This is a genomic window from Rhodococcus sp. 320_ES (assembly GCF_059691855.1).
The window spans coordinates 705,406-732,057 of sequence record NZ_JCAWAG010000003.1; the positions used below are offsets into that span (position 1 = coordinate 705,406).

The window sequence follows — 26,652 nt, forward strand, 5'->3', positions numbered from 1 at the left end:
TTCCGCCCCTACAGGGCACTATTTCGCGCACAGGCGGCGGAGCCGCGTTCCACCGCCGCCACCAACTGCGGCCTCAGCTCGGCTGCTTTCACGATCGAGTGAACCGAGCCCACCGTGCGCGCCCGCTCGATGTTGTGCACCGCCTCGAACTCGGCGGCAACCTCGCCGAGCTTCTGCGACCGCACGGCCGAACGGGTCTTGGCCAGCTCCACCTGCAGGTGCGCCCGCTCGGTGTCGTCGTCGGAGGAGTTGTAGCGAGCTTCGAGCTCGCGAACCTCGGGGTCGCTCGCCGTGCGGGTGTTGACGTCGCGGGTGAACACGACGGCCGCGGCGGGGGCGCCGCCGAGAACCGAGGCGAACGATCCCTCGACCGCGAGCACCTGCATGTTCTCGTTCAGCGCTCCGGAGAACACCACGAACGCGCCGCCGTGGTAGCGCGAGACCACGCAGAACACGATCGGGCCGTCGAAATTGACGATGGCCCTACCGATTTCGGCGCCGTACTCGAGCTGGATGTTCCGCAACGATTCCGGTGACCCGTCGAATCCGGACAGGTTGGCCAGCACCACCAGCGGGCGATTTCCACTGGCCGCGTTGATCGCTCGTGCCGTCTTCTTCGACGACGCGGGGAACAGCGTGCCCGACGTCCACTGGTCGGGGCCGTCCGCCGCGAACCAGCCCTTGCGCGGGATGGCACGCGACTCGATGCCGACCACCGAGATCGGATACCCGGCGAGGTGAGCGTCGAAGACCACCGAGGTGTCCGCGTCGGCCATGTCGGCCCACCGCTCGAGCACCGGGTGATCCTGATCGACCACGGCGCGCATCACGGTGCGAATGTCGAAGGGCTTCTTGCGTTCCGGGTTCGTCTCCGCGGAGAAGATGTCGCCGACGGTCTTGAAGTCCGACGACGGATGCACGTGCGGGTAGCTCCTCACGTCGCGGTCGATCGGGTCCGAGGTGGCGGCGCGACGCGGGAAGCGTTCACCCACAGCGAGATACGAGTGGTCGTAGTGCGCGAACAGCACCTCGACGGCCGCGGTGAGGTTGGGCGCCCAGTACTGCGCCTGTCCGTTCGGACCCATGACGCGGTCGTATCCGCCGATGCCGAAGTTGTCCTCGGCCGAGACTCCACCGGAGTAGTCCAGCGACTGCTTGCCGGTGAGCACCATCGCGCTCTCGGGGGTCATCACCAGGATGCCCTTGGTGTGCTGGAGCATCGTGGCTTCGGCGTTCCAGTACGGCTGCGCGCCGACGTTGATGCCCGCGACCACGATGTTGATCTCGCCGCCGCCCTGGGTGAAGGTGATGATGCGGCGCAGTGCACGCGAGACCCAGTCCATGTTCTCGGTGCCGCTGTCCATGGAAATGGTTGCACCGGAGGACAATGCGAACCACTCGACCGGAGCCTTCATCTGCTCGGCGAGGTCGATCGCCTTCACGACGCGGGCGCACTCGGCCTCGGCCACCGTGCCCAGTGCCTTGGTGGGGTCGCCGAACAGGGCGACTCGCTTCAGCCCTTCCGGGTACAGCTCCGTGGGGGTCGAGACGACACCGACGATGATGCCGGCGGAGTTGCCGCCGTACGGGCGCTCGACCGGAACCAGTTGACCCGACGCATCGAGATCGTGCTCGACGAACGTGCCGTCGGCGCCCGTGAGTAGCGGAATCAGCTCGTACGGGTACATGGTCCCGCGCGCCTGCGACCGCTGCACCTTCTGCGTGTACTGATCCAGCGGGCGCATCGGCTCGGTGGGCGGATCGGTCACCTTGACGACCAGTCCGGTACCGGGGCGGTAGGAGAACCTGAGCGCCAACGACTTCGGCTCCGCGCCGGGCGTCGACCGCAGGCGTGCCATGAGGGTGATCTCTTCGAGGCCGGCGGCGGTGGTGAGCGGTGCGAGGTGGCGGGCGACGGTCGTGAGGTCCTCGATGGACAGGTCGAGAACCTGCCACACGTAGAGCACCACACGGTTGTTGTCGAGGCGTCGCGATCCGCGTCGGGCCTGGGCCCGGCGGATGCCGTCGAGGCACGCCGACAGGGTGCGTTCGATGGCGGGAACGGAGACGACCTTGCCGCTTCCGTCGAATTGCACCGTGGCGTCCCGGATTTCGGCGAACGCGACGAAGCGCTCGTCCTTCGGGTTCTCCTTCGCGCACAGCTGGAACAGGTAGGTGCCGACGGGCGACGTGAGGCGAGTGGCGTCGAAGTTCTTCAGGCGCCACAGGTCCAGCCGCTGACCCGTCAACGGGTGGATGTCACGAATCGCGTGGTCCTCGGCGTACTCACCGTTCGGGCCGGGACGCAGAGTGACCTGGCGGATGGCACCGTCGGCGGCGCCGAAGACGGTCACCGTGACGCGCCGCCAGTTCTCCGAATGCCGTTGCGCGTCGATGATCTCGCGCAGCGCGTCGGCCAGTGCGTCGCCGCCGGCGGGTGCGGAGGGCCAGGAGACGTAGAGGTCCACGGCCAGCTTCTCCGGAGCGGGCCCGGCGATGTCGTCGACCACGGACAGGCTCGACGCGATGCCGGCGTAATCGGTGATGGTCGCCAGCAACTGAACCTTGCCGCCCACCAGAGTGAAGGTTCCGGAGACGAAGTGGAAGCCGTCGCGGTCGAAGGCCTTGACGTCCTCGAACTGGCGAATCTCGTAGTACTGCCGCGTGATCACCTCGAGCAGGGCGCCGGGATCGGACACCCGGTCGGCCAGCATCTCGATGAGCGGCTCGTCCGTGGCCACAAGGGCGGCGATGCGCTCGGCGTGGTCGGGGGAGTCGGGGCGCTCGGCGAGGTACTGAAGGCTGCCCCGAACTCCGTCGTAGACCTGCTCGCGCGCACGGCGGATCTGCGGCTCGTCGAACAGCTGGAAGCGCAGGTTCCGAGCGACGTCACCGATCAGTGGGTACCGCACCTGAGTGGCAACGACCAAGCGCTCCAACACTTCTCCGAGTGCGGGGTCGCTGTCGGGTGCGTCCGACGCGTCGGCCAGCCACCGCTCGAGCAGCGACGCGATCACGGGCACCTGGTTCTCGATGCGCTGCTGCGCGAGGAACAACCGGTAGACGGCCTCCTCGAGGTCGCTGCCGGGCTCGAGGTCGTGCTGGTCGTAGTGCCGCAGCGCGCGAGAGAGCTTGTCCAGGAAGCTTTCCGGCAATCCCTTCTGATCTGCGTACAGCGCCTTGAGGAATGCGTGGAAGTGCTCGCGGGGACTGTGGACACGCTCGTCGGTGTCCTCTTCGTCCATCGTCGGCCGGTTACGGGTCAGCTCGCACATGTCGGCGAAGGTGGTGAGCAGACCCAATTCTGCTTGCAGCAGTTCGCGATCGCGGCGAGGCAAGGATGCCCGCACGGTCTCGTACTGCGCCATCAGCGATTTCGCACGGGAGGCGTTGACGTCGTAGCCACTGATCAGGGCGCCGATTTCCTCGAGGTACGAGAGGGCGTGCGCTCGATCGTCGGCGGTCGCGGACTCGTCGGGGCGGAACTCCACCCGCGCCGTCTGGGACGCGGCGGCCTGTTCTCCCTCGGGATCGATGCGCAGAAGCGACGCACCCGCGTCGACCTGGGCGTTGACGACGGCGAGAACCTCACGCACCGTGCCGGCCGCGGGTGCTCGCACGGCGGTTTCCATCTTCATCGACTCGAGAACGACGATCGTCTGTCCGACCTCGACCTTGTCACCGACGGCGACGGGAACCGCGACGACGACGGCGGGGGCGGGTGCACGGACCAGGCCGGCTTCGTCCTGGCTGATCTGGTGGCTGATGCCGTCGACCTCGACCAGGTAGTTGGCCGGTCCGGCGACGGTGACGACGGAGAAGCGTCGGCCGTCGAGGGTCAGGCGCGACTCGAACGTGCCGAGCCGCTCGATGTCCACGTCGAGATCGCGTCCGTCGACACCGACCGTGTAGCGGTGCGGGCCGAGCTGGCCGACGGTCAGTTCGTAGCCCTGGCCCTGGTAGCTGAGCTCGACTGTCCGGCCGATGTCGTGGCTGGCGCGGGGACGGCCACCGCGTGCGGAAGAGAGGAACTTGGTGCGTTCCCGAGCTTCCTCGGCGTCGTACGCGTCGACGGCGGCGGCGATCAGAGCGATGTCGGCGACCCGCGTCGGGCCGGTCGCGGTGCCGGCGCCACTGCGATCGAGCCAGCCGGTGTCGGCTGTGGCGTCGATCAGTTCGGGCTTGTCGAGAAGGTCGAGAAGGAACGACTTGGTGGTGGTGCCGCCGTCGATCACGACGGTGGTCTCGCGGAGCGCCGTGCGCAGTCGGGCGAGTGCTTCGGACCGGTCCTTGCCCCACGCGATGATCTTGGCGACCATCGAGTCGTAGTCGGGCGGGATGACGTCGCCCTGGGCGATGCCGGTGTCGACGCGCAGGCCGGACCCGAGCGGGAACTTCAGCAGCCGGACGGTGCCGGGGGCCGGGGCGAATCCGTTGTCGGCGTCCTCGGCGTTCAGACGTGCTTCGACGGCGTGGCCGAACTCGGGCGGGCAGTCGCCCTCGAGCGGGCGGCCGTCGGCGACGAGAATTTGCAGCTTGACGAGGTCGAGGCCGGTGGTCGCCTCGGTGATGGGGTGCTCGACCTGCAGGCGGGTGTTGACCTCGAGGAACGTGAAGATCTTCTGCTCGGGCTGGTAGAGGTACTCCACCGTGCCGGCGCCGTGGTAGCCGGCGGCGCGAACGAGTTCTGCCGACGCGGAGCGCAGCTGGTCCGACTGCTCCTTGGTGAGGACGGCCGAGCTGGACTCCTCGATCACCTTCTGGTTGCGACGCTGGATCGAGCAGTCGCGCACGCCCGGTGCCCACACGTTGCCGTGCTTGTCCGCGATGACCTGCACCTCGACGTGGCGGGCTTCGGTGACGAGACGCTCGAGGAAGACGACGGGGTCGCCGAACGAGCGCTCGGCCTCGCCCTGGGTGCGCTCGAGTGCCAGTTCGAGCTCGTCCTCGGCGTAGACCTTGCGGATGCCGCGGCCACCGCCGCCGCTGCGCGCTTTGATGATCAGCGGGTAGCCGATGGCCTGGGCGTGACGGCGGGCGTCGGCGCGGGTCTCGACGGGACCACCCGACCACGGCGCGACGGGCACGCCGACCTTCTCGGCCAGAAGCTTGGCCTGCACCTTGTCGCCGAGCAGGCGCATGGCGTCGGCGCTCGGTCCGATGAACGTGATGCCGAGACGAGAGACGATGTCGGCGAACGTCGGGTCCTCGGCGACGAAGCCCCAGCCGACCCACACCGCGTCGGCCCTGGACTCGACGAGTGCGCGCTCGAGTTCGACGTAGTCCAGGTACGGGTTCTGCGTACCGGTCTTGTGCAACGTGACAGCCTCGTCGGCCTGCCGCACGAACATTGCGCGACGCTCTGCCTCGGTGTGCATCGCGATGACACGGATGCCGTAGTCGTGCTCGGCATTGAGCTCACGTACCGCCCTGATCAGGCGTACTGCGGCCTCGCCTCGATTGACAACTGCTATCCGTGTGAACATTCGTCTCCGCCGTATTCGTCGTGTGTCGTGGTGTCGCGTGCGCAGACGTCGATGTTTGGCGTTGCGACCACAGCCGTCATGGCGACGTCATCTTCGCCTGTCCTCGCCGTCTTCACGGTGCCCTGGACAATCGTGGTTACACGTCACAAGGCAATGGTGTTCGGCTGCAACAGGAGTGATGAGGGGTCGCTCGATTTCAACCTCATCACACATTTGCGCTACTAGCGAGTACAGCTGTGATGGTTGACTTTTCGCGTACGTGCCCGATTTCGCCTACTCGTGGGTATACCCGTCGGTAGTGGTCGGAGCGGCGTCTTCGGCGAGGTCGAGCCGCCTGCGCGATAGAGTTGTCGCCAATGACTGCCACGTGGTTCGGACTCGCCGTGATCGCACTGCTCGGAGCAGTGGCGCTGCTCTACGTCGATCGCACGCGTCGCCGCCGATCCGGCAAAGTCCGTCAGATCTGGGCCAAGGCGCAGGGATACCGCTACACCGACGCCGACCGCGACCTTCCGGGCCGCTGGAGCCGCGCCGTCCTCGCCAATCAGGAATTCCTCGGTGCCGTCGACGTGGTCGAGGGCGTACGACGCGGCGAGGAGTTCGTGCTGTTCGACCTCGAGGACACCGTCACCGTCGTCGCGGTGCGGCGCGAGGTCGGCTCCGACGTCGACCTCGACCTACGACTGCGCAGCACCCCCCCGCCGAAGGATCCCGACATGAACCTTCTCGGTTCCCTCGGGCCCCGCATCATCTTCTCGACCGACCTCGACGTGGCCCGCCGCGTGTGCGACCAGCGCATGGTCGCCTTCACCCACTCCGTGCCCGACGTGGTGCAGATGCTGTGGTCCGAGCGCGAATGGACCCTGGGAACCCTGTCCGTCGGCAGCACCGGGCGCGACTGGGACGCCGCGATCGACACGGTCACCCGGCTGTCCGGTCTACTGCACGTGTTGCCGCCTGCAAGCCGTCGACCGGCGGCTCCGGACGAGGAATCCGGAGCAATGCGCGTCGAGCGGCCGGAAGCGCAGTCACGTGTCGAACAGCCGTCACGCGCCAACCCTTCGAGCCGCGTCGAGCCGCCGGCCCGCGTCGACCCGGCCCGGCGCCCGCCGCCTCCGCGAGTCGAGCGGTCGGCGCGCACCCCGGGTGCCGCACGACCCGCCGAACGCCCCGGCCCGCCCGCACCGCGCGTCTCCCCGATCTCGGATCGCCGACGTCCCCGCGGGGACGCTCCTCGGCCCGAGGGTGGTCGTCCCGACGGTGGTCGGCCCGATGGTCCGCGGTCCGTCGAGGACTTCCGTGAGCGGTCCGAACCCACCCGCGGTCGACGCCGACCTCCCGAGTCCGACTGACCTGCTCCGTCCCCTCGTCGCGTCTACTGTCGGGTGCATGACAGCTCCTCAGCCAGGCTCGAAGGTCCGTCCCGTCGCGCTCGTCACCGGCCCCACCTCGGGCATCGGTACCGGATTCGCCCGTCGTCTCGCCGCCCGCGGGTACGACATGGTTCTTGTCGCCCGTGACTCGGAACGGCTCGAGGCGGTCGCGGCCGAACTGAAGACCGACTACGGCGCCGAGTCCGAGATCATGGTCGCCGATCTGGCGTCGGAATCGGATCGGATCCGGGTCGCGGCGAGGCTCGAAAAAGGCGTCGAGTTCCTGGTCAACAACGCCGGATTCGGTACGTCGGGCGAGTTCTGGACGGCCGAACCGGCGCTGCTGCAGTCCCAGTTGGACGTCAACGTGACATCTGTGATGCATCTCACTCGGGCGGCGTTGCCGTCGATGATCGCTGCGGCCAAGGGGTCGATCGTCAACGTGGCCAGTGTCGCCGGTCTGCTGTCCGGACGAGGGTCGACGTACTCCGCCTCCAAGGCGTACGTCATCTCGCTGACCGAGGGCCTCGCGGGCGGATTGGCCGGTACGGGCGTGCAGGTCCAGGCGTTGTGCCCCGGTTTCGTGCGCACCGAATTTCACGAGCGCGCCGGAATCGAGATGACGTCGATGCCGGGCTTCATGTATCTCGACGTGGAGCAGGTCGTCGGCGCGTCGCTCGCCGATCTGGACAAGGGCAAAGTGCTGAGTGTTCCTGGCGTTCAGTACAAGTCACTGACGACCGTGAGCCGTCTTGTGCCCAGAAACATCGCTCGACGGGCCACGTCTTTGGTCGGACGGGGTCGCGGCCGAACCTGAGATATGTTGCTCAGGTGACTCTTGTGACGTGTGTTGCGATCGTGATCGCTGTCGGGGCGGTGCTCGTGGTGTTGGGTGCACGCAAGATCAAAGCTCGGCACGGCACCGCGCGTGCCGCGCTGGCGCTGCTCGAGGCAGAACTCGAACATCGCCGCGCGGTGATACCCGACCTGGTGCGGGCGGCGGTGGAGGCCGACCTCGATCGCGAATCCATCAACCAGCTCGTGGGCGCCCGGTCGTGGTCGAGGGTGGTGCAGGAGAACGACTTCGACCTTCCGCGTCGAGCGTCCGCCGAGAACGCACTGTCCGTCGCCCTCTACGAACTCATCTACTCCGCTCACCAGGCCAACTGGGAATTCCGCCGTCCCGCAGACGAATTGGACGTCATCGAGCAGCGCATCGTCGGCGCAGTGCGGGTCTACAACACGCACGCCGACGCCCTCGTTCAGCTGTCGCGGTCTCCGCTGACCGCGCTGAGTGCACGTCTGGCCGGCGTGCACGCGCCCGACCTCTTCGCCGATCCGATCGCGCCCCCGCACGCGCGCGCCCGCGTGGCCGCCTGAGCGGTGGCGGCGAGTCGTCGGCCAGTAAGTTGTGGGGCATGGCTGAACGGGAAGAACTGGCATCACTGGTACGTGAGCTCGCGGTGGTGCACGGGCGCGTGACGCTCTCGTCCGGCAAGGAGGCCGACTACTACGTCGACCTCCGCCGCGCGACGCTGCACCATCGGGCCGGCCCGCTGATCGGGTCGCTGATGCGAGAACTGGTGTCCGACTGGGACTTCGACGCCGTCGGCGGCCTCACCATGGGAGCGGACCCCGTCGCCCTCGCCGTCATGCACGCGCCCGGTCGACCCATCGACGCGTTCGTGGTCCGCAAGGCCGCCAAGGCGCACGGCATGCAGCGCCAGATCGAGGGCCCGGACGTCGTGGGCAAGCGCGTTCTCGTCGTCGAGGACACCACCACGACCGGCAACTCGCCCCTCACCGCCGTCAAGGCTCTGCGCGCCGCGGGTGCGACCGTCGTCGGCGTCGCGACGGTGGTCGACCGGGCGACCGGGGCCGACGAGGTCATCGCGGCGGAGGGTGTGGAGTACCGGTCGCTGCTGGGGCTGGGGGACTTGGGGTTGTAGGCGGCTCTGGCCGGACTGCCCCTGGGCTGATCGCGCACGTTTTCGTCTGATCGCGCGCGCAATGGTGCGCGCGGTTGGTCCAATGTGCGCGCGGTAAGGCCTGTGACTCGGTTCGGGCCAAGGGCGGCTCGCCGGCCCCTACCCCAACTCCGCCACCACGATGTAGTTGTCGTCGGTCGGCTCGCCGTTCTGCACGTCGCAGTTCGCGAGGATGAGCCGGCCGGGAACCGATTTGCGGAGGTCGTTGTCCGCGAGCAGTGATCCCTTGGGCAGCGGTCCGACCCGCTGCACCGCGTACTCCAGCACACCGGTCGGCAGGCGCAGCACCACCCGATCGCCCGGCTGCACCACACGCAGCGCTTTGAACGGGGCGTCGCGCTTCGAATAGTTGTGCCCCACAACCACAACGGTCTCCTGCGTATCCGTTCCGGGTAGACCACTCTCGGCCCACCAGGCGGGTAACGCGTCGACCGGATTCAGGACCTGGTTGCTGTCGCGGTAAAGCCCGTCGGGGTTGATCGGGCTGCTGAGGTACGTGTCACCGGACGCGGAGCGCAGCTCGATCGCAAGAGGCTGCGCCGGTTCCATGGGAACATCCGATACCGCAGGAATGACCGCCTGGACGGGTGACCGGTCCGGCGGCGCCACACCGGGCTCCTCGCTCCCACACGCAGTGAGAACGAGGAGCCCGGCGAGGATCCAGAGAAGCAGCGATCGCATCTATGCGGACTGCTGTCCCTTGCGGCGGCGAACCAGGAGCGCTCCACCGGCACCGACCACGGCAACCACGCCGACACCGGCGAGTACCGCAGGGAGGGCGGAGCTGTCCGAACCGGAATCGGCTGCAGCAGAGGCGGAATCACCGAGTGCGAGGTCGACGGGCGGCAGTTGGCCGGCGACCTTGGTGGTTCCGTTCTCGTCGGTGGTGAAGTAGTCGGCGACGGTGAACGATCCGTCGTCGTTACGCACACCGATCAGCTGCACGCCGGTCTCGTCGACGGCGACGGTGTTCTCGTCGACCTCCGTGACCGGGACGTTCTCCTTGACCACGTTGCCGAGGTTGATCGTGAACGAGAACTTCGGGCCGCTGGCGGCGAGTGCAGCCGCGTCGGCCTTCAACTTGTCGTTCGCGGCAGCGGCGGTGGTGGCCAACGCCTTCGCGTCGTCGGCTTCCTTCTTCGCCGAAACAACCAGAGCAGCATCGGCATCCGCCTTGGCCTTGGCTGCGTCTGCCGCCGTGTTCGCGGCGGCGAGCTTGGCGTTCGCCTCGGTGGCAGCAGCCTCCGCTGCGGTCAACGCTTCAGCGGCAGACGCGGCCTTCGCTTCCAGGTCGGCCGTCGTGGCGTCGGCGGCCGTCACGGCTGCGTCCGCGGCGTCGGCTGCGTCGGCGGCGGTCTTGGCGTCGGCCGCTGCCTTGTCGGCGGCGGCGCGCGCATCGGTTGCAGCCTTGATCGCGGCTTCCGAGTCCTTGCTGGACGCCGCTGCGGCGGCTTCGAGTGCGGTTGCCCGTGCGTCCGCTGCGGCGGCGGTCGCCTGAGCCACCTGCGCCTGCAGGGCCGCAGTGGCGAACTTCGCTGCGGTGGCGGCTGCGTTACGCAGTGCCGCAGCAACTTTCGCCACGTTGAAGTCGTCGAACGCCTTCTGAACGGCGGCCACCGACGCGTCGAGCTCGGTGCGCGCTGTCTCGGCCTTGGTGGCGGCGTCGGCCGCGGCTGCGGCCTTCGCGTCGGCGTCGGCGCGGGCAGCTTCGGCCGCAGCGACGGCGTCGGGATCACCCGCGGCCACTGCTGCCGCCTCCAGCTCGGTTGCTTTGGCGTCGGCTGCCTTCGCGGCGTCGGCGGCCTGGTCGGCTTCGGTCTGGGCGGTGGCAGCGGCGGCCTTCTTGGCGTCGGCGTCGGTCTTGGCTGCGGTCACCGAGGCCGATGCGGCCAGGCTGGCCGTCTTGGCGTCGGCTGCGGCCTTCGCTTTGGCGGCGGCGTCGAGCTTCGCGGCGGCAGCGTCGGCCTGAGCCTTGACGTTCGCATCGGTGGACGCCGAGGCTGCTGCGGCTGCCTTGTCGTACTCCGCCTGTGCCGCGACGGATGCTTCGGCGGCGGCCTTGCTGTCTGCTTCGGCCTTGGCCAGTGCGGCCTTCTCGGCGTCGGAGAGCTGGGGGATCAGTGCCGCGTTGATGGTGGTGGTGCCGTCCTCGTTCTGGACCACGCCGACGGTGAGCTGCGGTGCGGGCCGATCGGTGGACGGTGTCTCGGCGGTCGCGGCGACGCGGGCCTCTTCGGAGACGACGGCAGGCGGGGCTTCGGACGGAATCACGACCTGCTCCGGCGTGGTTTCGGTCGACTCTTCCGGTGCGGGAGTGGGCGTTTCGACGCTGGTGGTCGAACTGTCCGATGGGTCCTGCGCCGACGCGATGGCGGGCGCTCCCACGGCCAGTGACAGCGCGACTACCGCGCCGGCCGCAGCGAGGCGGACTTTTCGGGAGTTGACGGTGGACTTCGATGACATACGAACTGCCCTTCAGATCTCGAACGAAACGGGCAAGGCACCGTCGCAGGTGCGGCGGTGCCTCCTCGACGTCGGGGATCCCGAGTTCCTTACGTCAAGTAACCCTTTACTTCGAGTTTGGACTGTAGGGGGTTAGTTCGCGTCCGTAAACGATTTTCAAAAATACTGTTCGGTTCGTTATAAACGAACCACCCGTCACTCAGTCCCCAACCGTCACAGCCTGAGCTTCCTCGACCACGGTCGGCTCGTGGTCGTCGACGTGGGCGAGAACCTTGCGACCCGACGCCAGAACCGCGATCGCGAGGAAGGTGCAGACGGCACCGACCCAGAAGGGGACGTGGATGTTGATCGACTCGCCGAGCTTGCCGGCCACGTAGGGGGCAGCTGCACCGCCGACGAACCGGACGAAGCTGTAGGCCGCCGAGGCCGTGGACCGCTCGACGGGAGCGGAGATCATCACGGTCTCGGTGATGAGAGTGTTGTTCACGCCGAGGAACACGCCCGCGAGGACGACGCACACGACCAGAACCGCTTTGGTGTCGGTGAACATGGCCATCACCGCGAGGTCGAGCGCGAACAGCAGCAACGCCAGCATCATCATGTTGAGCGTGCCGAAGCGGCGTTGGAGCCGGGGAGCGAGGAAGACCGACGAAACGGCAAGTGCCAGGCCCCATCCGAAGAAGATGAAGCCGATCGAGTATGCGCCCATGTTCAGCGGGAACGGCGTGTAGGCCAGCAGGGTGAAGAAGCCGTAGTTGTAGAGCAGCGCCGTGATGCCGACCGTCAGGAGGCCGCGGTGCCGGAGAGCTCGGAAGGGATCGGCCAACGACGTGTGATGCGTGGGCTTTTCACCGGCGGGCAGCATGACGAGAAGGAAGATGAACGCGATGGCCATGAGTGCGGCGACGCCGAAGAACGGACCGCGCCAGCTGATGTTGCCCAGCACGCCGCCGACCAAAGGTCCTGCGGCGATACCGATTCCGAGCGCAGCCTCGTACAGGATGATCGCTCGTGCGACGCCGCCACTTGCCGCGCCGACGATGGCCGACAGCGCAGTGGCGATGAAGAGCGCGTTGCCCAGTCCCCAGCCGGCGCGGAATCCGACGATCTCGTCGATCGAGCTCGACGAACCTGCGAGGGCGGAGAACACGACGATGATCGCCAAGCCGACGAGCAGCGTCTTCTTCGGTCCGAACCGGCTCGACACGACGCCGGTGATCAGCATCGCGACACCGGTCACGAGCATGTAGCTGGTGAACAGCAACGACACCTGCGACGGCGACGCGTTCAGTTGCTCACCGATGGGCTTGAGAATGGGGTCGACCAGCCCGATGCCCATGAAGGCGATGACGCTCGCGAACGCGACCGCCCACACGGCCTTCGGCTGCTGGAGCAGGCTCGGTTGTGTCTCTGCTGTGGTGCTCACGTGTTGCTCCCTGTCTTGACTGCGCCGCGGATTTCGTCGAGTCCACGTGCGATGTTTTCGATCTGTTCGGGTTCGAGATGGTTCAGGTACTGCAGGAGTCCGTCGCCGATGGCGTAGCGGGCGTCGGTGATCCATTCCCTGCCTGCGTCCGACATCTCGACGACCACCGCACGGGAGTCGTTGGGGTCGGAGCCGCGCGTGACGAGGCCCTGCTCGCCCAGCGTCTTGAGCAAAGCGGTGGCGGACGGTTGCGAGCACCGATCGATGCGAGCGAAGTCGCTTATGCGCAGCGGCCCGTACTCCTCGATCAGCGACAACGCGCGGGTCCACGTGCGCGGCCGCGTGTCCGGACTGATCGACGACGCGAGGCGGGTGAACCTCGACGCGTTCGTCACGAGTTCGGACAGCAGGCGGCGCAGTTCGGCGTCGCGGTCCACTGGAGTCGTCACCGAATTATTATTGCATAGGGTAACTATCCGTGAAAAGGGTAGTGTCCTGCCGATGATCGGAGCTGCCTACGTCGCTGCCGCGGCGGTCACCGTGGCCGGTGCCGCGAGCGGTCGTGATCGCCTTCAGTGGGTGACGAAACCGCTACTGATGCCGCTGCTGGCCACGCGTTCGCGCGACCCGCTCCTGACGGCCGGTCTCGTCGCCGCGACCGTCGGAGACCTCGCGATGCTCGACCCCGACGACGATGGGCGTCTGATGGCGGGGGCATCGTCGTTCGCCGTCATGCAGACCATCTGGTCGCGGCTGCTCGTGGAACGGGGAGCCCGGCTGCATCCGTCGACTGTCGGTCCTCGGCTCGCGGGCTGGGCGGCGTCGTCGATGGTGACCGCATCGCGGAGCAAGAATGTCGCGCCCGTCCTGTCGGCGTACGGACTGGCGCTCGGCACCATGTCGGCGCTCAGCGCGGACCGGTCGATGCCGCGCGCGACGAGGCTGGGCGGTCTGTTGTTCACCCTCTCCGACGCGACCATTCTCGTTCGCCGATCGGCGCTGACGGACGAGCGTGCCCGGCGTGCGGCCGAAGCGTTCGTGCTCACGACTTATGCTGCGGCGCAATACCTTCTGGTGACCGAGTTCGCTCGAGATTCAGCAAGTAGCGCTTGACCTCGATGCCGCCCGCGAAGCCGGTGAGCGAGCCGTTCGTGCCGATGACGCGATGGCACGGCACGACGATCGAGAGCGGATTGCGGGCGTTGGCCGCAGCGGCGGCGCGGACGGAACCGGGGCGACCGGCAGCAGTCGCCAGTTCGGTGTAGGTACGAGTTTCGCCATAGGGAATGGTGCGCAGGGCGGCCCACACCGACCGCTGGAACTCGGTGCCGTCCGGTGAGATCGGGACGTCGAATGCGGTCCGCGTTCCGTCGAGGTACTCGGTCATCTCCGCGACGATGCGGTCGAACCCCTCGGTCGACGGTGTGCCCAGCCGGTCCGGGCGCGGCGTAGGGGCGTGGCTCGCGAAGTACACCCCGGTCAGAACGTCGCCGCTGCGGACGAGGGTGAGCGGGCCGACGCCGCCGAACCCCACTGTGCGCGAGGTCAAATCCACAGAATCTTCTGCCGATCGTTCGGGTCCACCCTGACCGACACGGTGTCACCCTGGTGCCACCGCTCCGACGGCCCGGGCTGCACCACGAGCCCGCGGTACGACTCGGCCCCGGGAACGGTGATGGACAGGTCGAGTTCGGTCGACTCGCCCACCTCGCGTACGTCGTCGATCACTGCCCACCCTTCGATCCCGTCGCGTTCGAGGCGTCGCTCGTCGCGGGTGGGCCTCGACGCCCACATCATCGCCAGGCCGAGGGATGCGCCGAACAGCGCGACGAGGCCGGCGAGTTGGTACGGAATGGTACCGCTCGGTGATTTTCGGACCAGGAAAAGGATCCACACCGCGAGTAGAACGACATACCCGACGGTGACCGTGAGAACGGCGCGAATGGTGCGTTCATGATTCATGAAGATCCGAACTTACTTTTGAGTAGCTTCGTCGCCTACGCTGAGCGACATGCCTGAATCCACTGTGTTCATCACCGGCGCTGCTGCCGGTATCGGGCGCGCGACCGCGCTCACGTTCGCCGCCGCCGGCTATCACGTCGGTGCGTACGACATCGACGAAACCGGTCTCGCGTCCCTGGCCAAGGAGATCACTGCCAAGGGCGCGAAGGTCACCACCGGGGTCCTCAACGTCACCGATCACGAGCAGATGGTTACCCGTCTGTCGGAATTCGACGCAGCCGCGGGCGGGCGCCTCGACATCCTCATCAACAACGCAGGCATCCTCGTCGCGGGTCCGTTCGAAGACATGCCGATCGAGGTGCACCGCCGCGAGATCGACATCAACGTGGGCGGCGTCATTTCCGGCACGCTCGCCGCGTTCCCGTATCTGAAGAAGACGCGCGGCGCGCAGGTCGTGAACCTGTGCTCGGCGTCGGCGATCTACGGCCAGGCCGAGCTCGCCACCTACAGCGCCAGCAAGTTTGCGGTCCGCGGACTCACCGAGGCGCTCGATCTGGAGTGGAAGCGCTACGACATTCGCGTCATCGCGATGTGGCCGCTGTTCGTGCAGTCGGCGATGACCGCGAACATCAGCACCGGTACCACCAACTCGCTCGGCATCAAGCTGACGACGCAGGACGTGGCCGACGGCATCTTCAAGGCCACGCAGGATCGCAGCAAGCTCACTCAGGATCTGCTGCACAAGGTCCACTTCCCGGTCGGCACGCCGTCGAAGGCGCTGGCGCTGGGGTCGCGCTTCTCGCCCGCATGGCTGACGCGTCGGGTGAACAAGAAGTTGGCGAACACATAGCTGATTCGGAGGCGGGCAGGCCGGAGGCCGGTCGGGAACCAGACGCGGGTGCCACCGAGTGGGGTGAGCATCCGAACGGCGTGGGTCCCTGGGACGAGGAACGTCAGAGACCCAGGCCGACCGACCCCCGTTTCGACCCCGTCCTTCTCGACGAGGGTGACCGTCGGAACGTGGTCGACTCGTACCGATATTGGCGACGAGAAGCGATCGTGGCCGACATCGACTCACGTCGTCACCCTCTGCACGTGGCCATCGAGAACTTTGCGCACGACGCCAACATCGGGACCGTGGTCCGGACCGCCAATGCTTTTGCGGCACAGGCGGTTCACATCGTCGGCCGTAAGCGCTGGAACCGTCGGGGAGCGATGGTGACCGATCGGTATCAGCACATCGAGCACCATCCCGACGTCGCCTCCCTGGCGCAGTATGCGTCGCGCACCGGCCTCGAGATCGTCGCCGTCGACAATGTTCCGGGGTCGATTCCGCTCGAGACGGCCGTCCTCCCACGCGACTGTCTTCTGCTCTTCGGGCAGGAAGGTCCGGGGGTCACCGACGATGCGCGCGGGGTCGCGTCGATGACGGTGTCGATCGCGCAGTTCGGATCGACCCGCAGCATCAACGCCGGCGTGGCCGCCGGGATCGCCATGCACGCGTGGATTCGGCAGCACGCCGACCTGTCGAACGCCTGGTAACGGTGCGGTCTCGGTACCTGGCAAGATTGTCACCATGCACGACACGTGGTCCGCTCGCGCGGACAGCGCCGAGGAAGCGGTGTTCGCTCGCCATGTTCGCCGCCTCTGGGGACTTCCGGGAACCGCGTTGGGTGTGGTGGCGTGGCCGCCGGTTCGCCGCGAACGCACCTTCATGCGCTGGCACTATTGGTGGCAGGCGCACCTGATCGACTGCGAGGTCGACGCCGCCGAGCGCGCACCCACCGCCAAGCGTCGGCGCCGCATCGCGCGCATCGCTCGTGCACACCGGCTACGCAATCTCACCGGCTGGACCAACTCGTACTACGACGACATGGCGTGGCTGGGCCTGGCGTTGGAGCGCGCGCAGCGTCTGCACCTCGTCGACAACCGAGGTGCCATCGCGGCGCTGGAGTCGCAGTTGTTCGACTCGTGGGATCCCCTGTCGGGCGGCGGGATTCCGTGGAGCAAGAAGAACAAGTTCTTCAACGTCCCCGCCAACGGACCGGCCGCGATCCTGCTCGCGCGGACGGGAAAGCTGTGGCGCGCGCAGGCCATTTCCGACTGGATCGACTCGACGCTGATCGACCCCGACACGCACCTGGTGTGGGACGGCATCAACGCCGACGGCCGCATCGAGACGCCGATCTACTCCTACTGCCAGGGTGTGGTGCTCGGTGCGGAGACCGAATTGGCGATTCACCTCGGCGACCCGAAGCACAGCCAACGGGTGCACCGGTTGATCGACGCAGTCGAGCAGCACCTGACCAAGGACGGGGTCATCGTCGGCGGCGGCGGGGGAGACGGTGGGTTGTTCAACGGTGTGCTGGCCCGCTACCTGGCGTTCGTCGCGACGGCGCTTCCCGGCCACGACGACGAGGACTACCGCGCGCGGTCGATCGCCCGCGACATCGTGGTGGCGTCGGCGGAATCGGCGTGGAAGAACTGCCTGCTGATCGAGGGACTGCCGCTCTTCGGCCGGGACTGGACCGAGCTGGCCAAGCTACCCGGCTTCGGGCAGGGCGGCATCGCTCGGTTCACGGGCGGCACGGTCACGTCGTCGTCGGTGCCCGAGCGAGATTTCTCGGTTCAGCTCAGCGGCTGGATGCTGATGGAAGCAGCCCACACGGCGCAGAACTGACTGCGGTGAGTCAGTCGAAGTCCGGCACGGTCGCAACGACCTCGGGCCGGTGCATCTCCTTGCGGTACTGGTAGATGCCGAAGATCGTGCCGGCGATCAGCGTGACCACCATGACGACCAGCACAGCCGGGAACAGCCACGGCACCTTGTCGATCCACGATCCGAAGTAGAAGCCGATCAGCAGCAGTACCGGCGCCCAGACGATGGCTCCGATGGTGCTCGCGATCGTGTATTTGCGGTGGTTCATTCCGCCCGCACCGGCGACCATCGGGCACAGCGTGCGCACCCACGGAATCCAGCGGGCGACGAGCACGGCCCAGAACCCGTGCCGCTCGAGCAGTCGATTGACCTTGTCGAGATTCTCGGTGTTGACGTACTTGCCGTTCTTGCGGGCGACCAGTTTGTGGCCGGTCTTGTGCCCGATGATGTATCCGACCTGGTTGCCCGCCACTGCCGCAACGAACGCGCCGATCGACAATGCCCAGACGTGCGCGCTGCCCGACGAGTGCGCAGCGAGCGCGATGCCCGCGGTGAGCAGCAGGGAATCGCCGGGCAGGAACAGCCCGATGATGAGCGCGCATTCGAGGAACACGAACGTGACGACGACGATCCACACCAACAGTGGTCCCGCCGACTCGATCATTCCGAAGCTTCCGCTGGCCAACACCATAGAAACGAAGCCCTACTTGTCGTCGTCGAAGTGATCGACGGCTTCGGCCATGGGGGTGGTGCGGGCACTGATCATGCGCTTGCCGACCTCGATGGCGATCGGGACGACCGACACCAGCACGATGACGATGAAGATGATGTCGACGTGGTCGCGGATGAACGCGATCTGTCCCAGGGCGTAGCCGAGGAGCGTCACGCCGGCGCCCCAGACGATGCCGCCGATGACGTTGTAGGTGATGAAGATGCGGTACTTCATGTTCGCCGCGCCGGCCACGAGCGGCGCGTAGGTGCGCACGATCGGGACGAAGCGAGCCAGGAAGATGGTGACCGGTCCGTGCTTTTCGAAGAAGGCGTGCGACTCGTCGATGTAGCTCTTCTTCAGGAAGCGGTTGCCTTCCTTGAAGAGACCGGTTCCCGCCTTGTTGCCGATCAGGTATCCGACCTGGTCACCGAGCACCGCGGCGATCGGAATGGTGACCATCAGGACCCAGAGCGGGGCGAACGGCTCGATCTCCGTCGACTTCGACGCGGCGATCAGGCCGGCGGTGAACAGCAGCGAGTCTCCGGGAAGGAGGGGGAAGAGGAGGCCGGATTCGATGAAGACGACCAGGAGCAGACCGACCAGCACCCAGGTTCCGAACGAGTTCAGGAGGTTGACCGGGTCCAGAAAACCGGGGAGAAGAGCCAGGTTGGTCACGGCGGTGTCGGTCGAGGCCAGAATGCTCACTGCGACCACATTACCGGCGCAATTCTGAGAGTTCCCTGTACTCGCCGGTAAGTGTGGTCGACGCGACCCGATGCGCGAGGATTGCCATACTGCTAAATGCAACGAGGCGATCGACGCCTCACCACGCTCACTCTTGGAGGTTTCTTCCGTGCCGATCGCAACTCCCGAGGTATACGCCGAGATGCTCGGCCGGGCCAAGGAACACAAGTTCGCCTTCCCCGCCATCAACTGTGTCGGCTCCGAGTCCGTCAACGCGGCCATCAAGGGCTTCGCCGACGCCGGTAGCGACGGGATCATCCAGTTCTCCACCGGTGGAGCGGAATTCGCGTCGGGCCTCGGTGTGAAGGACATGGTGACCGGCGCCGTCGCGCTGGCCGAGTTCGCGCACGTCGTCGCCGCGAAGTACGACGTCACCATCGCGCTGCACACCGACCACTGCCCCAAGGACAAGCTCGACACCTACGTGCGTCCGCTGCTCGCGATCTCGCAGGAGCGCGTCGACGCCGGCAAGAACCCGCTGTTCCAGTCGCACATGTGGGACGGTTCCGCGGTCCCGATCGACGAGAACCTCGAGATCGCGAAGGACCTGCTGGCCAAGGCTGCGGCCGCGCGGATCATCCTCGAGATCGAAATCGGCGTCGTCGGCGGCGAGGAAGACGGCGTCGAGGCCGAGATCAACGACAAGCTGTACACGTCGAACGAGGACTTCCTCAAGACCGTCGAGGCACTCGGCGCCGGTGACGCGGGGTCGCGCTACCTACTGGCCGCGACGTTCGGCAACGTCCACGGCGTCTACAAGCCGGGCAACGTCAAGCTCAAGCCGTCCGTGCTCGCCGACGGCCAGAAGGTCGCGACGGAGAAGCTGGGCCTCGCGGCCGGGTCCAAGCCGTTCGACTTCGTCTTCCACGGCGGATCGGGCTCGGCGAAGAGTGAGATCGAAGAGGCGCTCGAGTACGGCGTCGTGAAGATGAACGTCGACACCGACACCCAGTACGCGTTCAGCCGTCCCCTCGCGGGCCATTTCTTCAGCAACTACGACGGCGTCCTCAAGGTCGACGGCGAGGTCGGCAACAAGAAGGTCTACGACCCCCGCAGCTACCTCAAGAAGGCCGAGGCCGGCATGTCGGCTCGCGTCGTCGAGGCGTGCCAGGACCTGAAGTCGGCCGGGCGGTCCGTGAGCGGCTAAAACCAGCTGTGCGCGATTTCCGTCCCTAGGGGGCCGGAAATCGCGCACAGGGGGCGAAGGCCCCTACCGGCACACCTTCCACGCCTCACCCTGCTGCTGCAGGTCGAACGTCCGCGCCGACATGACCGTCGGCGCGGACTTCGTCGAGGCGGTGACCTGCACGATCGCGGTCGCGTCCGTCACCTGCACCGCGTCGATCGTCTCGATGATCGGAATGTTCCCCTGCGCGACCGCGCTCGCGTGCACCGACGCGAACTCGGCGTCGGGGATGTTCGTGTAGTACTGCCCCAGGTCCCCGCAGGTGGTGGCCCGCAGCGCGGCCAGATCGCCGTTAGCAAGCGCATCGGTGAACGTGGTGACCGACGCGCGGATCTTCGAGTCCGCCGATTCCGGCTCGGGCGCGTTGTTCGTCGTCACCAGCAACGCGGCCACGACGACACCGGCGATCACCAGGGCGGCCACGATCAGCGAGACGATCCACAAGCGTCGACGCCGCCGCGGCTCGGCGACGGGCGTTGTGGTGGGCCCCACCTTCTGGGGCAGTGCACGAGGACTCATCACCGCGCACTCTATCCAGCGATGATGGTGAAATCGCCCAAGGAGGCACAATGACACCCATGACTTCTTTCGGTGATCTCCTCGGCCCGCAGCCGACCCTCCTCCCCGGTGACGACGACGCGGAATCCGCCCTCCTGAACCACGAGGCGCCCGAGAAGGTCGCCGCCGATCATCCGACCGCGTCCATCGCGTGGGCATATCTCGCCGAAGCGGCGTTCGACGCCGGCCAGACCATCACCGCTTACGCGTACGCCCGCACCGGTTACCACCGCGGACTCGACCAGCTCCGCCGCAATGGGTGGAAGGGCTTCGGGCCCGTCCCGTACAGCCACGAGCCGAACCGCGGATTCCTCCGCTGCGTCGCGATCCTCGCGCGCGCAGCTCAGGCCATCGGTGAGACCGACGAATACGCTCGCTGCCTCGACCTTCTCGAGGACTGCGACCCGCGGGCAGCGGGGGAACTTGGCGTCGGCCAGTAAGTTCGCGACACGCACCAAGGCGAAGGGGCGTGCGTCCCTCCGCAGGTTGACGTTGTCGGCAGTTCCCGTCGTGCAGTGTGCGTTGGCGGCGGGGTTGGCGTGGTTCATCGCCACCGAGGTGGTCGGTCACGCCCATCCGTTCTTCGCGCCGATCGCGGCCGTGGTCTCGCTCGGCGTGTCGTTGGGTGCGCGCCTGCGCCGCTCGGTCGAGCTGGTCGCGGGTGTCACCGTCGGCATCGGCATCGGCGACGTGCTGATCTCGCTGATCGGCACCGGCCCGTGGCAGATCGCTCTGGTGGTCGCGCTGGCCATGTCCACCGCGGTGTTCCTCGACGGCGGCGCCATCATTCCGATGCAGGCGGGCTCGTCGGCGGTTCTGGTCGCGACGCTCATCCCGCCGGGCAACTCGGGCGGCCCCGACCGCATGGTCGACGCTCTGGTGGGCGGTCTCGTCGGGATCGCGGTGGTCGCGTTGGTGCCGACTCATCCGGTGCGTCGCGCCCGCAAGGACGCGGCGATGGTGGTCGACACGTCGGCCCGGGTGTTGCGACTGGTGGGGGAGGGGTTGTTGGCCAACGACTCTCGGCCGATCTCCGAGGCGCTGGCCAAGGCGCGGGCGACGCAGCCGCTGATCGACGCGATGCGCACCGACCTGCGGGGCGGACGCGAGATCAGCCGGATCTCGCCGCTCTACTGGAACAGCCGAAAGCGGCTCGAGGACTTGTCGAGGACGGCGAACCCGCTGGACAACGCGGTGCGAAACATTCGCGTTCTCACGCGTCGGTCACTCTCTCTGGTGCAGGACGACGAGATCCTCGATCCGAGACTGGTTCATCTGGTCGACGCGCTGTCGGACTCGATGATGGTGTTGCACAAGATGATTCTGGCCGATCCCGGCGAGCAGCCGGATCAGGCGGAAGCGGCCCGGGTGCTGCGCTCGGTCGCGGCGCACGCCAAGCCCGAGTTGATGCGCGACGCGGGCCTGTCGGCCACGGTCGTGTTGGCTCAGATCCGGTCGATCATCGTCGACCTGCTTCAGGTGGCGGGGTTGTCGAGGATCTCGGCGTTGGCAACACTGCCGCCGACGGTGCAGAAGCCGGCGGTGCAGCCGGACCTGTAGGGCTGCATCGACATATGCATATGTGCGCATGTATGGTCGGGCTCATGGGGCATGGACACGCGCACGGGCACGACGTCGGAGCCGACGCGTCGACGGCACGCATCCGCAGAATGGGCATCGCCTGGCTGATCCTGGTGGTGTTTTTCGTCCTCGAACTCACCGTCGGCCTGCTGATCAACTCGCTCGGCCTGATCGCCGACGCCGGCCACATGCTCACCGACGTCCTAGGCATGACCATGGGACTCGTCGCTCTGATGTTGGCCCGCCGCGGCAGCAACTCGGCGTCGCGCACCTTCGGCTGGCACCGCGCCGAGGTCCTCACTGCCATCGCCAATGCCGTTCTGCTGCTCGGTGTTGCCGTGTGGATTCTGGTGGAGGCGATCGGCCGCATCGGGGAAGAACCGGACATCCCCGGCGGTGTCATGGTGGCTGTCGCCGCGGCAGGCCTGGTCGCGAACATCGTGGTCATGCTGCTCATCCGCGCCGACGCGAAGGACAGCATCGCGGTCCGCGGCGCGTACCTCGAGGTGCTGGCCGACGCGGTGGGCAGCGTCGGCGTCCTGATCGCCGGCGTGCTTCTCATGGCCTTCGGGTGGGGGTGGGTGGACATCGTCGTCGGTGTCGCCATATCGGTGTGGGTGGTGCCGCGGGCGGTCAAGCTGGCGGGCCAGTCCCTGCGCATCCTCACCCAGGCGAGCCCGTCGAACATCGACATCGGCGCCCTGGAAGCCGATCTCGCGGCGCTCCCCGGAGTCGTCGACGTGCACGATCTGCACGTCTGGACCCTGACCACCGGAATGGACGTCGCGACGGTGCACATCACCTGCAACGGATCGGGCTCGGTCACGCTCGACCGGTCGCGCACGATTCTCGCGGGCTACGGACTCGCACACGCGACGGTTCAGGTGGAACCCGCCGCAGAAGGCAAGCTCTGCCGGGACGAACTGACCTGGTGAGAGCGGCTGCTCAGCGAACGAGCAGCCACTGCTGGTCGTGGCGGTACATCGAGGAACGCGTCGTCTCGCGGGGAATCGCCACACCGTCCTTGGTGAGACGGGCCGCCTTCGCGCCGAGTTGCACCGCCCGACCGGACACCCAGCGGCGACGGAACAGGCCGCGCTTGCCCTGCACGCGTGCACGCAGGCCGGGCATCTCGAGCATCGGAGAGACCTCGATTCCTGGCACGGTGCCGGAGAAGAGGCGGGTGTCGTCCACGTACGCCTCGCCGACGAGCTCGCCTTCGGGTCCGTTGACGGTCGCGCGGCCGACCAGCGCGGTACCGGTGTCGTCCCGGATCAGTGGGGTGGGCGACGCTTTGCCGGAGAGCGCTACCTTCGCAGCTCTCGATCCGGTGCCGGTGTGGAAGAGGTCGCTGGCGTCGCTGGCCGTTTCCGGAACGTAGGCCACTTCCATGTGCAGCCGCTCGGTGCGCAGCAGCCGGGTGAGCACCGCTGCGAGCGACGCGTCGGTGCCCAGAACGATGATGCGGGGGTCGTGCGCTGCGTCCATTTCGGTGAGGAGAGCGTCGCAGTCGTCCTTGGTCGGGACCTCGGGCGCATCGAACAGCGGGAGATCCGACAGTGCAATGGGAAGCAGTGGGCTTCCACACTGCAGGACGAACGGAGTCACGCTTTTCCCCCTGGTTTCTGATCGAACGGCTTTGTCCACCATAAGTGCGACTCGGGATCGCGCCACCCGATGAGGGGCTCGGGACGGTCTCGATTTCGCGTCTATTTCAGATTTCAACGACGATTGCCCGCGACGACGGAAAATTGCTTCGCAAAACTGTTGATCGAAATGTCCTTTTCGAGCGCGATCGAGGACCCGAAAATGCGCTTCTACGTGCTGAAATGCTGACGATACGGGTCTAGCATCGTCTGCTATGACACACAGCTTCCCGCTGATCAGACGTGCGCTCGAATTCGAGGTCATTTCGTCAGCGTTGGAGCCGAAGGCGGTAGTCGATCACGCCGGATGTGGGGTCGTTCTCACCGGTGCGGCAGGTGTGGGAAAGACCACGCTGGCGCGCGAGGTCACCAAGACAATGCCGGAACACGTGCGCTGGGTCGCCGGCACCGAATCCGCCCGCAGCATCCCGTTGGGCGTCTTCGCCCACCTGGTCGGGACCGGAACATCGTCGGATCCGGTCGCCTTCCTCTCGGCGGCCAGATCGGCTCTGCTCGCCTCGGACGGCCCCGTCGTCATCGGAGTCGACGACGCCCACCTTCTCGACCAATTGTCCGCGACGCTCCTGCACCAACTCGCCATCGACCGGGCCGTACGGATCGTCGCGACGGTGCGCAGCGGGGAGGAGGTGCCCGACGCCGTCACCTCCCTCTGGAAGGACGGCCACCTGATGCGCGTCGACCTGACGCCCTTCACGCGGGAGCAGAGCGTCGGATTCATCGAATCGGTGCTCGACGGTCCGCTCGAGGGGTTCAGTGCCGACCGGATGTGGGAGGCAAGCGGCGGAAACGCGCTGTTCCTGCGGCATCTGGTGGAGGGCGCGCTCGAAGCCGGAACGTTGCGACGCTCCCGCGGTGTGTGGCAGCTGCGCGGACGGACCGGCATCACCTCCGAGCTCGCGTCACTGCTGGAAAGTCGGATTCAGCAACTGCCCGACGGGGTCCTGCGCGCGTTGCAGCTGCTCACGTTCTGCGAACCGCTCGATCTGACGGTTCTCAGCGAAACCGCCGGGGAGGAGGCGGTGGAGGAGGCCGAGACCCGCGGACTGGTGCGCGTGGCGGAGACCGGTGACGATCTCGACGTCCGCTTCACCCACCCGCTGTTCGGCGAAGTGATCCGCGGGCAGATCGGGCGCGTGGCAGGTCGGCGGTTGCGGGGCCTCCTGGTGCGCGCGTTGAAGGAGCGGCCGGTGACAGGGGCCGCCGAGCGAATCAGGTTGGCGGAGTTGGCACTCGACAGCGACCAGAGCGTCGACGTGGAACTGTTGTCCACCGCCAGTCAGGATGCGCTCGGGTTCGGCAAGCTCGCGCTCGGTGAACGTCTTGCGCGGGCCGCCGTCACCGCCGGCGGCGGGTTCTCTGCGTCGGATCTGCTCGCGAGAGCGCTTCTGTGGCAGGGACATTCCCGCGACGCCGAGGATCTGCTGACCGCCTACGACCCCGACTCGCTCGACGAAGTGCAACTGGTGCGGTGGGGATCCTCGCGCGTGGCCAATCTGATGTGGGCGCGCGGGGATTCGGTCACCGCCGACACGGTGCTCGACATCGTGCGGGAGCGCGTGACGAACCCGCATCTGCGCGCCATCGTGGACGGGGTCGCCTCGATCGTGCTGGTGTTCGAGAACAATCCGGTCGACGCCGAAAAGCTGGCGATGAGTGTTCTGACGCAGCGCAATTCGCTTCCGTGGGCCACGGGGTGGGCGGCATTCGGAGCCGGCTACGCACTGGCGGTGCAGGGTAAGGGTTCTCAGGTGCCGGCCGTCGCGGCGATGGGCGCCGCCGTGCACGATCAGCTCGACGGTCTTCTGCGGTTCCCGGCCGGTTTCGGCGAGGTCCTCGCGCTGCTGCTGACCGGCGACTACGCCTCGGCCACCGCCAAATCGAAGGAGTTTCTGGACTTCTCGGCGACCGGGCAGTACCTGTCGTGGGGACTGGCGAACGTGCACGTGGGGACGGTCGAACTGGCGCGCGGGCAGTGCGCTCGGGCAGCGAGCCGACTCGAACAAGCCCTCGCCGCACTCGATTCCGACTCCGATGCCGCCGGCTGGGCGTTCCCGGCGAGAGTCGGCCTGATTCAGGCGTATTCGCTTCTGGGCCGGGTGTCGGAGGCCGAGACGGTCTTGGCCACGGCCGACCAGAAACGTGGACGTCACCTCGCGGTGTTCGACGCCCAGCTCGAACTGTCGCGTGCCTGGCTGGCGGCCAACCGCGGCGAGACGTCCATCGCCGAGCGGCACGCCCGCCGCGGCGCCGAGATCGCGCAGACTGCGGGGCAGTTCGGCATCGAAGCGGTGTTGCTGCACAACGCCGTTCGCATCGGTGACCGCACCTGCTCCACGCGCCTCACCGAACTGGTGGCGCTGTGCGACGGGTCGCTGGTTCCGCTGTACAAGGCGCACGCGTCGGCGGCGGAGAACGCCGACGGTGAGGAGTTGATGCGTCTGTCCGTCGAGTTCGAACGCATCGGAGCTCTCCCCGACGCGATGGATTCCGCAGCCCTGGCCGCAGTCACGTTCGCGGGCAAGGGTGAACGCCGCCGCGCCGCCGAGGCCGGAGTGAGTGCGCGGTCGTTGGCCGACCGCTGCGACGGCGCCACCACGCCCAACCTCGTGGCGGCCGCCAACCCCCTGCCGCTGACGAGCCGCGAGCGGGAAGTGGCGTCGATGGTGGGGAGCGGGCTGTCGAATCGTGAGATCGCGCAGCGGCTCTTCGTCTCGGTCCGCACGGTGGAAGGGCACATCTACCGGGCCTGCACCAAGCTGGATGCGCCGGATCGTGGGGCGTTGGCGAGGTTGTTGGAGGCGTAGGGGTCGCTCTTTTCGGACCCAATGTGACGTTCGGTCCACATAG

At 67.2% G+C, this 26,652-nt stretch carries 24 protein-coding genes; 13 read left to right on the plus strand and 11 right to left on the minus strand.

Features of this window, described 5'->3' with window-relative positions; translation table 11 throughout:
• Positions 1–8: 8 nt before the first annotated feature.
• Entirely contained in the window at positions 9–5,486 is a 5,478-nt protein-coding gene (locus AC59JP_RS13985) for an ATP-binding protein (RefSeq protein ID WP_497326365.1), read from the minus strand.
• 356 nt (positions 5,487–5,842) lie between these two features.
• Between AC59JP_RS13985 and AC59JP_RS13990 the strand changes: the two genes are divergently transcribed.
• Genes AC59JP_RS13990 through pyrE form a run of 4 tightly spaced genes read left to right on the plus strand, consistent with a single transcriptional unit; the run spans position 5,843 to position 8,808 of the window.
• Positions 5,843–6,838: a TtfA family protein gene (locus AC59JP_RS13990; RefSeq protein ID WP_497326366.1), complete on the plus strand. Its 996-nt coding sequence runs from the start codon at positions 5,843–5,845 to the stop codon at positions 6,836–6,838.
• Between the two features lie 37 nt (positions 6,839–6,875).
• Positions 6,876–7,676 carry an SDR family NAD(P)-dependent oxidoreductase gene (locus tag AC59JP_RS13995; RefSeq protein WP_497326367.1) on the plus strand — a complete coding sequence of 267 codons (801 nt, stop codon included), beginning with the start codon at positions 6,876–6,878 and terminating at the stop codon, positions 7,674–7,676.
• A gap of 14 nt (positions 7,677–7,690) precedes the next feature.
• Complete coding sequence (locus AC59JP_RS14000; RefSeq protein WP_497326368.1) at positions 7,691–8,239, plus strand: LemA family protein; 549 nt, start codon at positions 7,691–7,693, stop codon at positions 8,237–8,239.
• A gap of 38 nt (positions 8,240–8,277) precedes the next feature.
• On the plus strand, positions 8,278–8,808 hold the full coding sequence (pyrE, locus tag AC59JP_RS14005; protein WP_497326369.1) for an orotate phosphoribosyltransferase: 531 nt from the start codon (positions 8,278–8,280) through the stop codon (positions 8,806–8,808).
• A gap of 138 nt (positions 8,809–8,946) precedes the next feature.
• On the opposite strand, the gene AC59JP_RS14010 is transcribed toward pyrE, so the two are convergent.
• The 4 genes from AC59JP_RS14010 to AC59JP_RS14025 all read right to left on the minus strand — a co-directional run bounded on the left by AC59JP_RS14010 (position 8,947) and on the right by AC59JP_RS14025 (position 13,185).
• Complete coding sequence (locus AC59JP_RS14010; RefSeq protein WP_497326370.1) at positions 8,947–9,528, minus strand: class F sortase; 582 nt, start codon at positions 9,526–9,528, stop codon at positions 8,947–8,949.
• A complete protein-coding gene (locus AC59JP_RS14015) occupies positions 9,529–11,310 on the minus strand; it encodes a hypothetical protein (protein WP_497326371.1) in 1,782 nt (593 codons plus the stop codon). It lies immediately after the preceding gene.
• Positions 11,311–11,509: 199 nt separating this feature from the next.
• Positions 11,510–12,736 (minus strand): MFS transporter, encoded by a 1,227-nt coding sequence (locus AC59JP_RS14020; protein WP_497326372.1) that lies wholly within the window; start codon positions 12,734–12,736, stop codon positions 11,510–11,512.
• Positions 12,733–13,185 (minus strand): MarR family winged helix-turn-helix transcriptional regulator, encoded by a 453-nt coding sequence (locus AC59JP_RS14025; RefSeq protein WP_497326373.1) that lies wholly within the window; start codon positions 13,183–13,185, stop codon positions 12,733–12,735. Before AC59JP_RS14025 ends, AC59JP_RS14020 begins: the two co-directional genes overlap by 4 nt.
• Before the next feature lie 52 nt (positions 13,186–13,237).
• On the opposite strand from AC59JP_RS14025, the gene AC59JP_RS14030 reads away from it, so the two are divergent.
• Entirely contained in the window at positions 13,238–13,849 is a 612-nt protein-coding gene (locus tag AC59JP_RS14030) for a lysoplasmalogenase (protein ID WP_497326374.1), read from the plus strand.
• Here the strand turns inward: AC59JP_RS14030 and AC59JP_RS14035 are convergent.
• Together AC59JP_RS14035 and AC59JP_RS14040 are read right to left on the minus strand one after the other, a co-directional pair.
• Positions 13,779–14,285, minus strand: a complete 507-nt coding sequence (locus AC59JP_RS14035; protein ID WP_497326375.1) for a methylated-DNA--[protein]-cysteine S-methyltransferase — start codon at positions 14,283–14,285, stop codon at positions 13,779–13,781. The genes AC59JP_RS14030 and AC59JP_RS14035 overlap by 71 nt on opposite strands.
• Complete coding sequence (locus tag AC59JP_RS14040) at positions 14,282–14,698, minus strand: hypothetical protein (protein ID WP_497326376.1); 417 nt, start codon at positions 14,696–14,698, stop codon at positions 14,282–14,284. Before AC59JP_RS14040 ends, AC59JP_RS14035 begins: the two co-directional genes overlap by 4 nt.
• A gap of 49 nt (positions 14,699–14,747) precedes the next feature.
• On the opposite strand from AC59JP_RS14040, the gene AC59JP_RS14045 reads away from it, so the two are divergent.
• From AC59JP_RS14045 to AC59JP_RS14055, 3 genes are read left to right on the plus strand one after another with little or no spacing between them, the layout of a single operon-like run.
• Positions 14,748–15,548: an SDR family oxidoreductase gene (locus tag AC59JP_RS14045; RefSeq protein ID WP_497326377.1), complete on the plus strand. Its 801-nt coding sequence runs from the start codon at positions 14,748–14,750 to the stop codon at positions 15,546–15,548.
• The gene (locus AC59JP_RS14050; RefSeq protein ID WP_497326378.1) at positions 15,506–16,240 is read left to right on the plus strand and encodes a TrmH family RNA methyltransferase; all 735 of its coding nucleotides are present in this window, start codon (positions 15,506–15,508) and stop codon (positions 16,238–16,240) included. Before AC59JP_RS14045 ends, AC59JP_RS14050 begins: the two co-directional genes overlap by 43 nt.
• A gap of 34 nt (positions 16,241–16,274) precedes the next feature.
• Positions 16,275–17,378 carry a glycoside hydrolase family 76 protein gene (locus AC59JP_RS14055; protein ID WP_497326379.1) on the plus strand — a complete coding sequence of 368 codons (1,104 nt, stop codon included), beginning with the start codon at positions 16,275–16,277 and terminating at the stop codon, positions 17,376–17,378.
• A 10-nt stretch (positions 17,379–17,388) separates the two neighbouring features.
• Here the strand turns inward: AC59JP_RS14055 and AC59JP_RS14060 are convergent, their stop codons facing one another.
• Complete coding sequence (locus AC59JP_RS14060; RefSeq protein WP_497326380.1) at positions 17,389–18,048, minus strand: DedA family protein; 660 nt, start codon at positions 18,046–18,048, stop codon at positions 17,389–17,391.
• A gap of 12 nt (positions 18,049–18,060) precedes the next feature.
• Positions 18,061–18,783 (minus strand): VTT domain-containing protein, encoded by a 723-nt coding sequence (locus tag AC59JP_RS14065; RefSeq protein ID WP_497326381.1) that lies wholly within the window; start codon positions 18,781–18,783, stop codon positions 18,061–18,063.
• Positions 18,784–18,922: 139 nt separating this feature from the next.
• Between AC59JP_RS14065 and fbaA the strand changes: the two genes are divergently transcribed.
• Positions 18,923–19,960 (plus strand): class II fructose-bisphosphate aldolase, encoded by a 1,038-nt coding sequence (fbaA, locus tag AC59JP_RS14070; protein ID WP_497326382.1) that lies wholly within the window; start codon positions 18,923–18,925, stop codon positions 19,958–19,960.
• Positions 19,961–20,023: 63 nt separating this feature from the next.
• Here fbaA and AC59JP_RS14075 read toward each other — a convergent pair whose 3' ends face one another.
• The gene (locus AC59JP_RS14075; protein WP_497326383.1) at positions 20,024–20,518 is read right to left on the minus strand and encodes an Rv0361 family membrane protein; all 495 of its coding nucleotides are present in this window, start codon (positions 20,516–20,518) and stop codon (positions 20,024–20,026) included.
• A 59-nt stretch (positions 20,519–20,577) separates the two neighbouring features.
• On the opposite strand from AC59JP_RS14075, the gene AC59JP_RS14080 reads away from it, so the two are divergent.
• From AC59JP_RS14080 to AC59JP_RS14090, 3 genes are read left to right on the plus strand one after another with little or no spacing between them, the layout of a single operon-like run.
• The gene (locus tag AC59JP_RS14080; protein ID WP_497326384.1) at positions 20,578–20,997 is read left to right on the plus strand and encodes a DUF3151 domain-containing protein; all 420 of its coding nucleotides are present in this window, start codon (positions 20,578–20,580) and stop codon (positions 20,995–20,997) included.
• Positions 20,981–22,117, plus strand: a complete 1,137-nt coding sequence (locus AC59JP_RS14085; protein WP_497326385.1) for an FUSC family protein — start codon at positions 20,981–20,983, stop codon at positions 22,115–22,117. Before AC59JP_RS14080 ends, AC59JP_RS14085 begins: the two co-directional genes overlap by 17 nt.
• 44 nt (positions 22,118–22,161) lie before the next feature.
• Positions 22,162–23,073 (plus strand): cation diffusion facilitator family transporter, encoded by a 912-nt coding sequence (locus tag AC59JP_RS14090; protein WP_497326386.1) that lies wholly within the window; start codon positions 22,162–22,164, stop codon positions 23,071–23,073.
• Positions 23,074–23,083: 10 nt separating this feature from the next.
• On the opposite strand, the gene AC59JP_RS14095 is transcribed toward AC59JP_RS14090, so the two are convergent.
• Positions 23,084–23,788 carry a hypothetical protein gene (locus tag AC59JP_RS14095; RefSeq protein ID WP_497326387.1) on the minus strand — a complete coding sequence of 235 codons (705 nt, stop codon included), beginning with the start codon at positions 23,786–23,788 and terminating at the stop codon, positions 23,084–23,086.
• Positions 23,789–23,999: 211 nt separating this feature from the next.
• On the opposite strand from AC59JP_RS14095, the gene AC59JP_RS14100 reads away from it, so the two are divergent.
• Positions 24,000–26,609, plus strand: coding sequence for a LuxR C-terminal-related transcriptional regulator (locus AC59JP_RS14100; protein WP_497326388.1), 2,610 nt, complete (start codon positions 24,000–24,002; stop codon positions 26,607–26,609).
• Positions 26,610–26,652: the final 43 nt, after the last annotated feature.

Bases quoted from the DNA above. Each gene is read 5' to 3' on its own strand.
- AC59JP_RS14080 (WP_497326384.1), top strand. From the start codon at position 20,578: ATGACTTCTTTCGGTGATCTCCTCGGCCCGCAGCCGACCCTCCTCCCC.
- AC59JP_RS14075 (WP_497326383.1), bottom strand. From the start codon at position 20,518: ATGAGTCCTCGTGCACTGCCCCAGAAGGTGGGGCCCACCACAACGCCC.
- AC59JP_RS14045 (WP_497326377.1), top strand. From the start codon at position 14,748: ATGCCTGAATCCACTGTGTTCATCACCGGCGCTGCTGCCGGTATCGGG.
- pyrE (WP_497326369.1), top strand. From the start codon at position 8,278: ATGGCTGAACGGGAAGAACTGGCATCACTGGTACGTGAGCTCGCGGTG.
- AC59JP_RS14095 (WP_497326387.1), bottom strand. From the start codon at position 23,788: ATGGTGGACAAAGCCGTTCGATCAGAAACCAGGGGGAAAAGCGTGACT.
- AC59JP_RS14100 (WP_497326388.1), top strand. From the start codon at position 24,000: ATGACACACAGCTTCCCGCTGATCAGACGTGCGCTCGAATTCGAGGTC.
- AC59JP_RS14010 (WP_497326370.1), bottom strand. From the start codon at position 9,528: ATGCGATCGCTGCTTCTCTGGATCCTCGCCGGGCTCCTCGTTCTCACT.
- AC59JP_RS14090 (WP_497326386.1), top strand. From the start codon at position 22,162: ATGGGGCATGGACACGCGCACGGGCACGACGTCGGAGCCGACGCGTCG.
- AC59JP_RS14055 (WP_497326379.1), top strand. From the start codon at position 16,275: ATGCACGACACGTGGTCCGCTCGCGCGGACAGCGCCGAGGAAGCGGTG.
- AC59JP_RS13995 (WP_497326367.1), top strand. From the start codon at position 6,876: ATGACAGCTCCTCAGCCAGGCTCGAAGGTCCGTCCCGTCGCGCTCGTC.
- AC59JP_RS14030 (WP_497326374.1), top strand. From the start codon at position 13,238: ATGATCGGAGCTGCCTACGTCGCTGCCGCGGCGGTCACCGTGGCCGGT.
- AC59JP_RS14040 (WP_497326376.1), bottom strand. From the start codon at position 14,698: ATGAATCATGAACGCACCATTCGCGCCGTTCTCACGGTCACCGTCGGG.
- AC59JP_RS13990 (WP_497326366.1), top strand. From the start codon at position 5,843: ATGACTGCCACGTGGTTCGGACTCGCCGTGATCGCACTGCTCGGAGCA.
- AC59JP_RS14050 (WP_497326378.1), top strand. From the start codon at position 15,506: ATGGCTGACGCGTCGGGTGAACAAGAAGTTGGCGAACACATAGCTGAT.
- AC59JP_RS14015 (WP_497326371.1), bottom strand. From the start codon at position 11,310: ATGTCATCGAAGTCCACCGTCAACTCCCGAAAAGTCCGCCTCGCTGCG.
- AC59JP_RS13985 (WP_497326365.1), bottom strand. From the start codon at position 5,486: ATGTTCACACGGATAGCAGTTGTCAATCGAGGCGAGGCCGCAGTACGC.
- AC59JP_RS14060 (WP_497326380.1), bottom strand. From the start codon at position 18,048: ATGGTGTTGGCCAGCGGAAGCTTCGGAATGATCGAGTCGGCGGGACCA.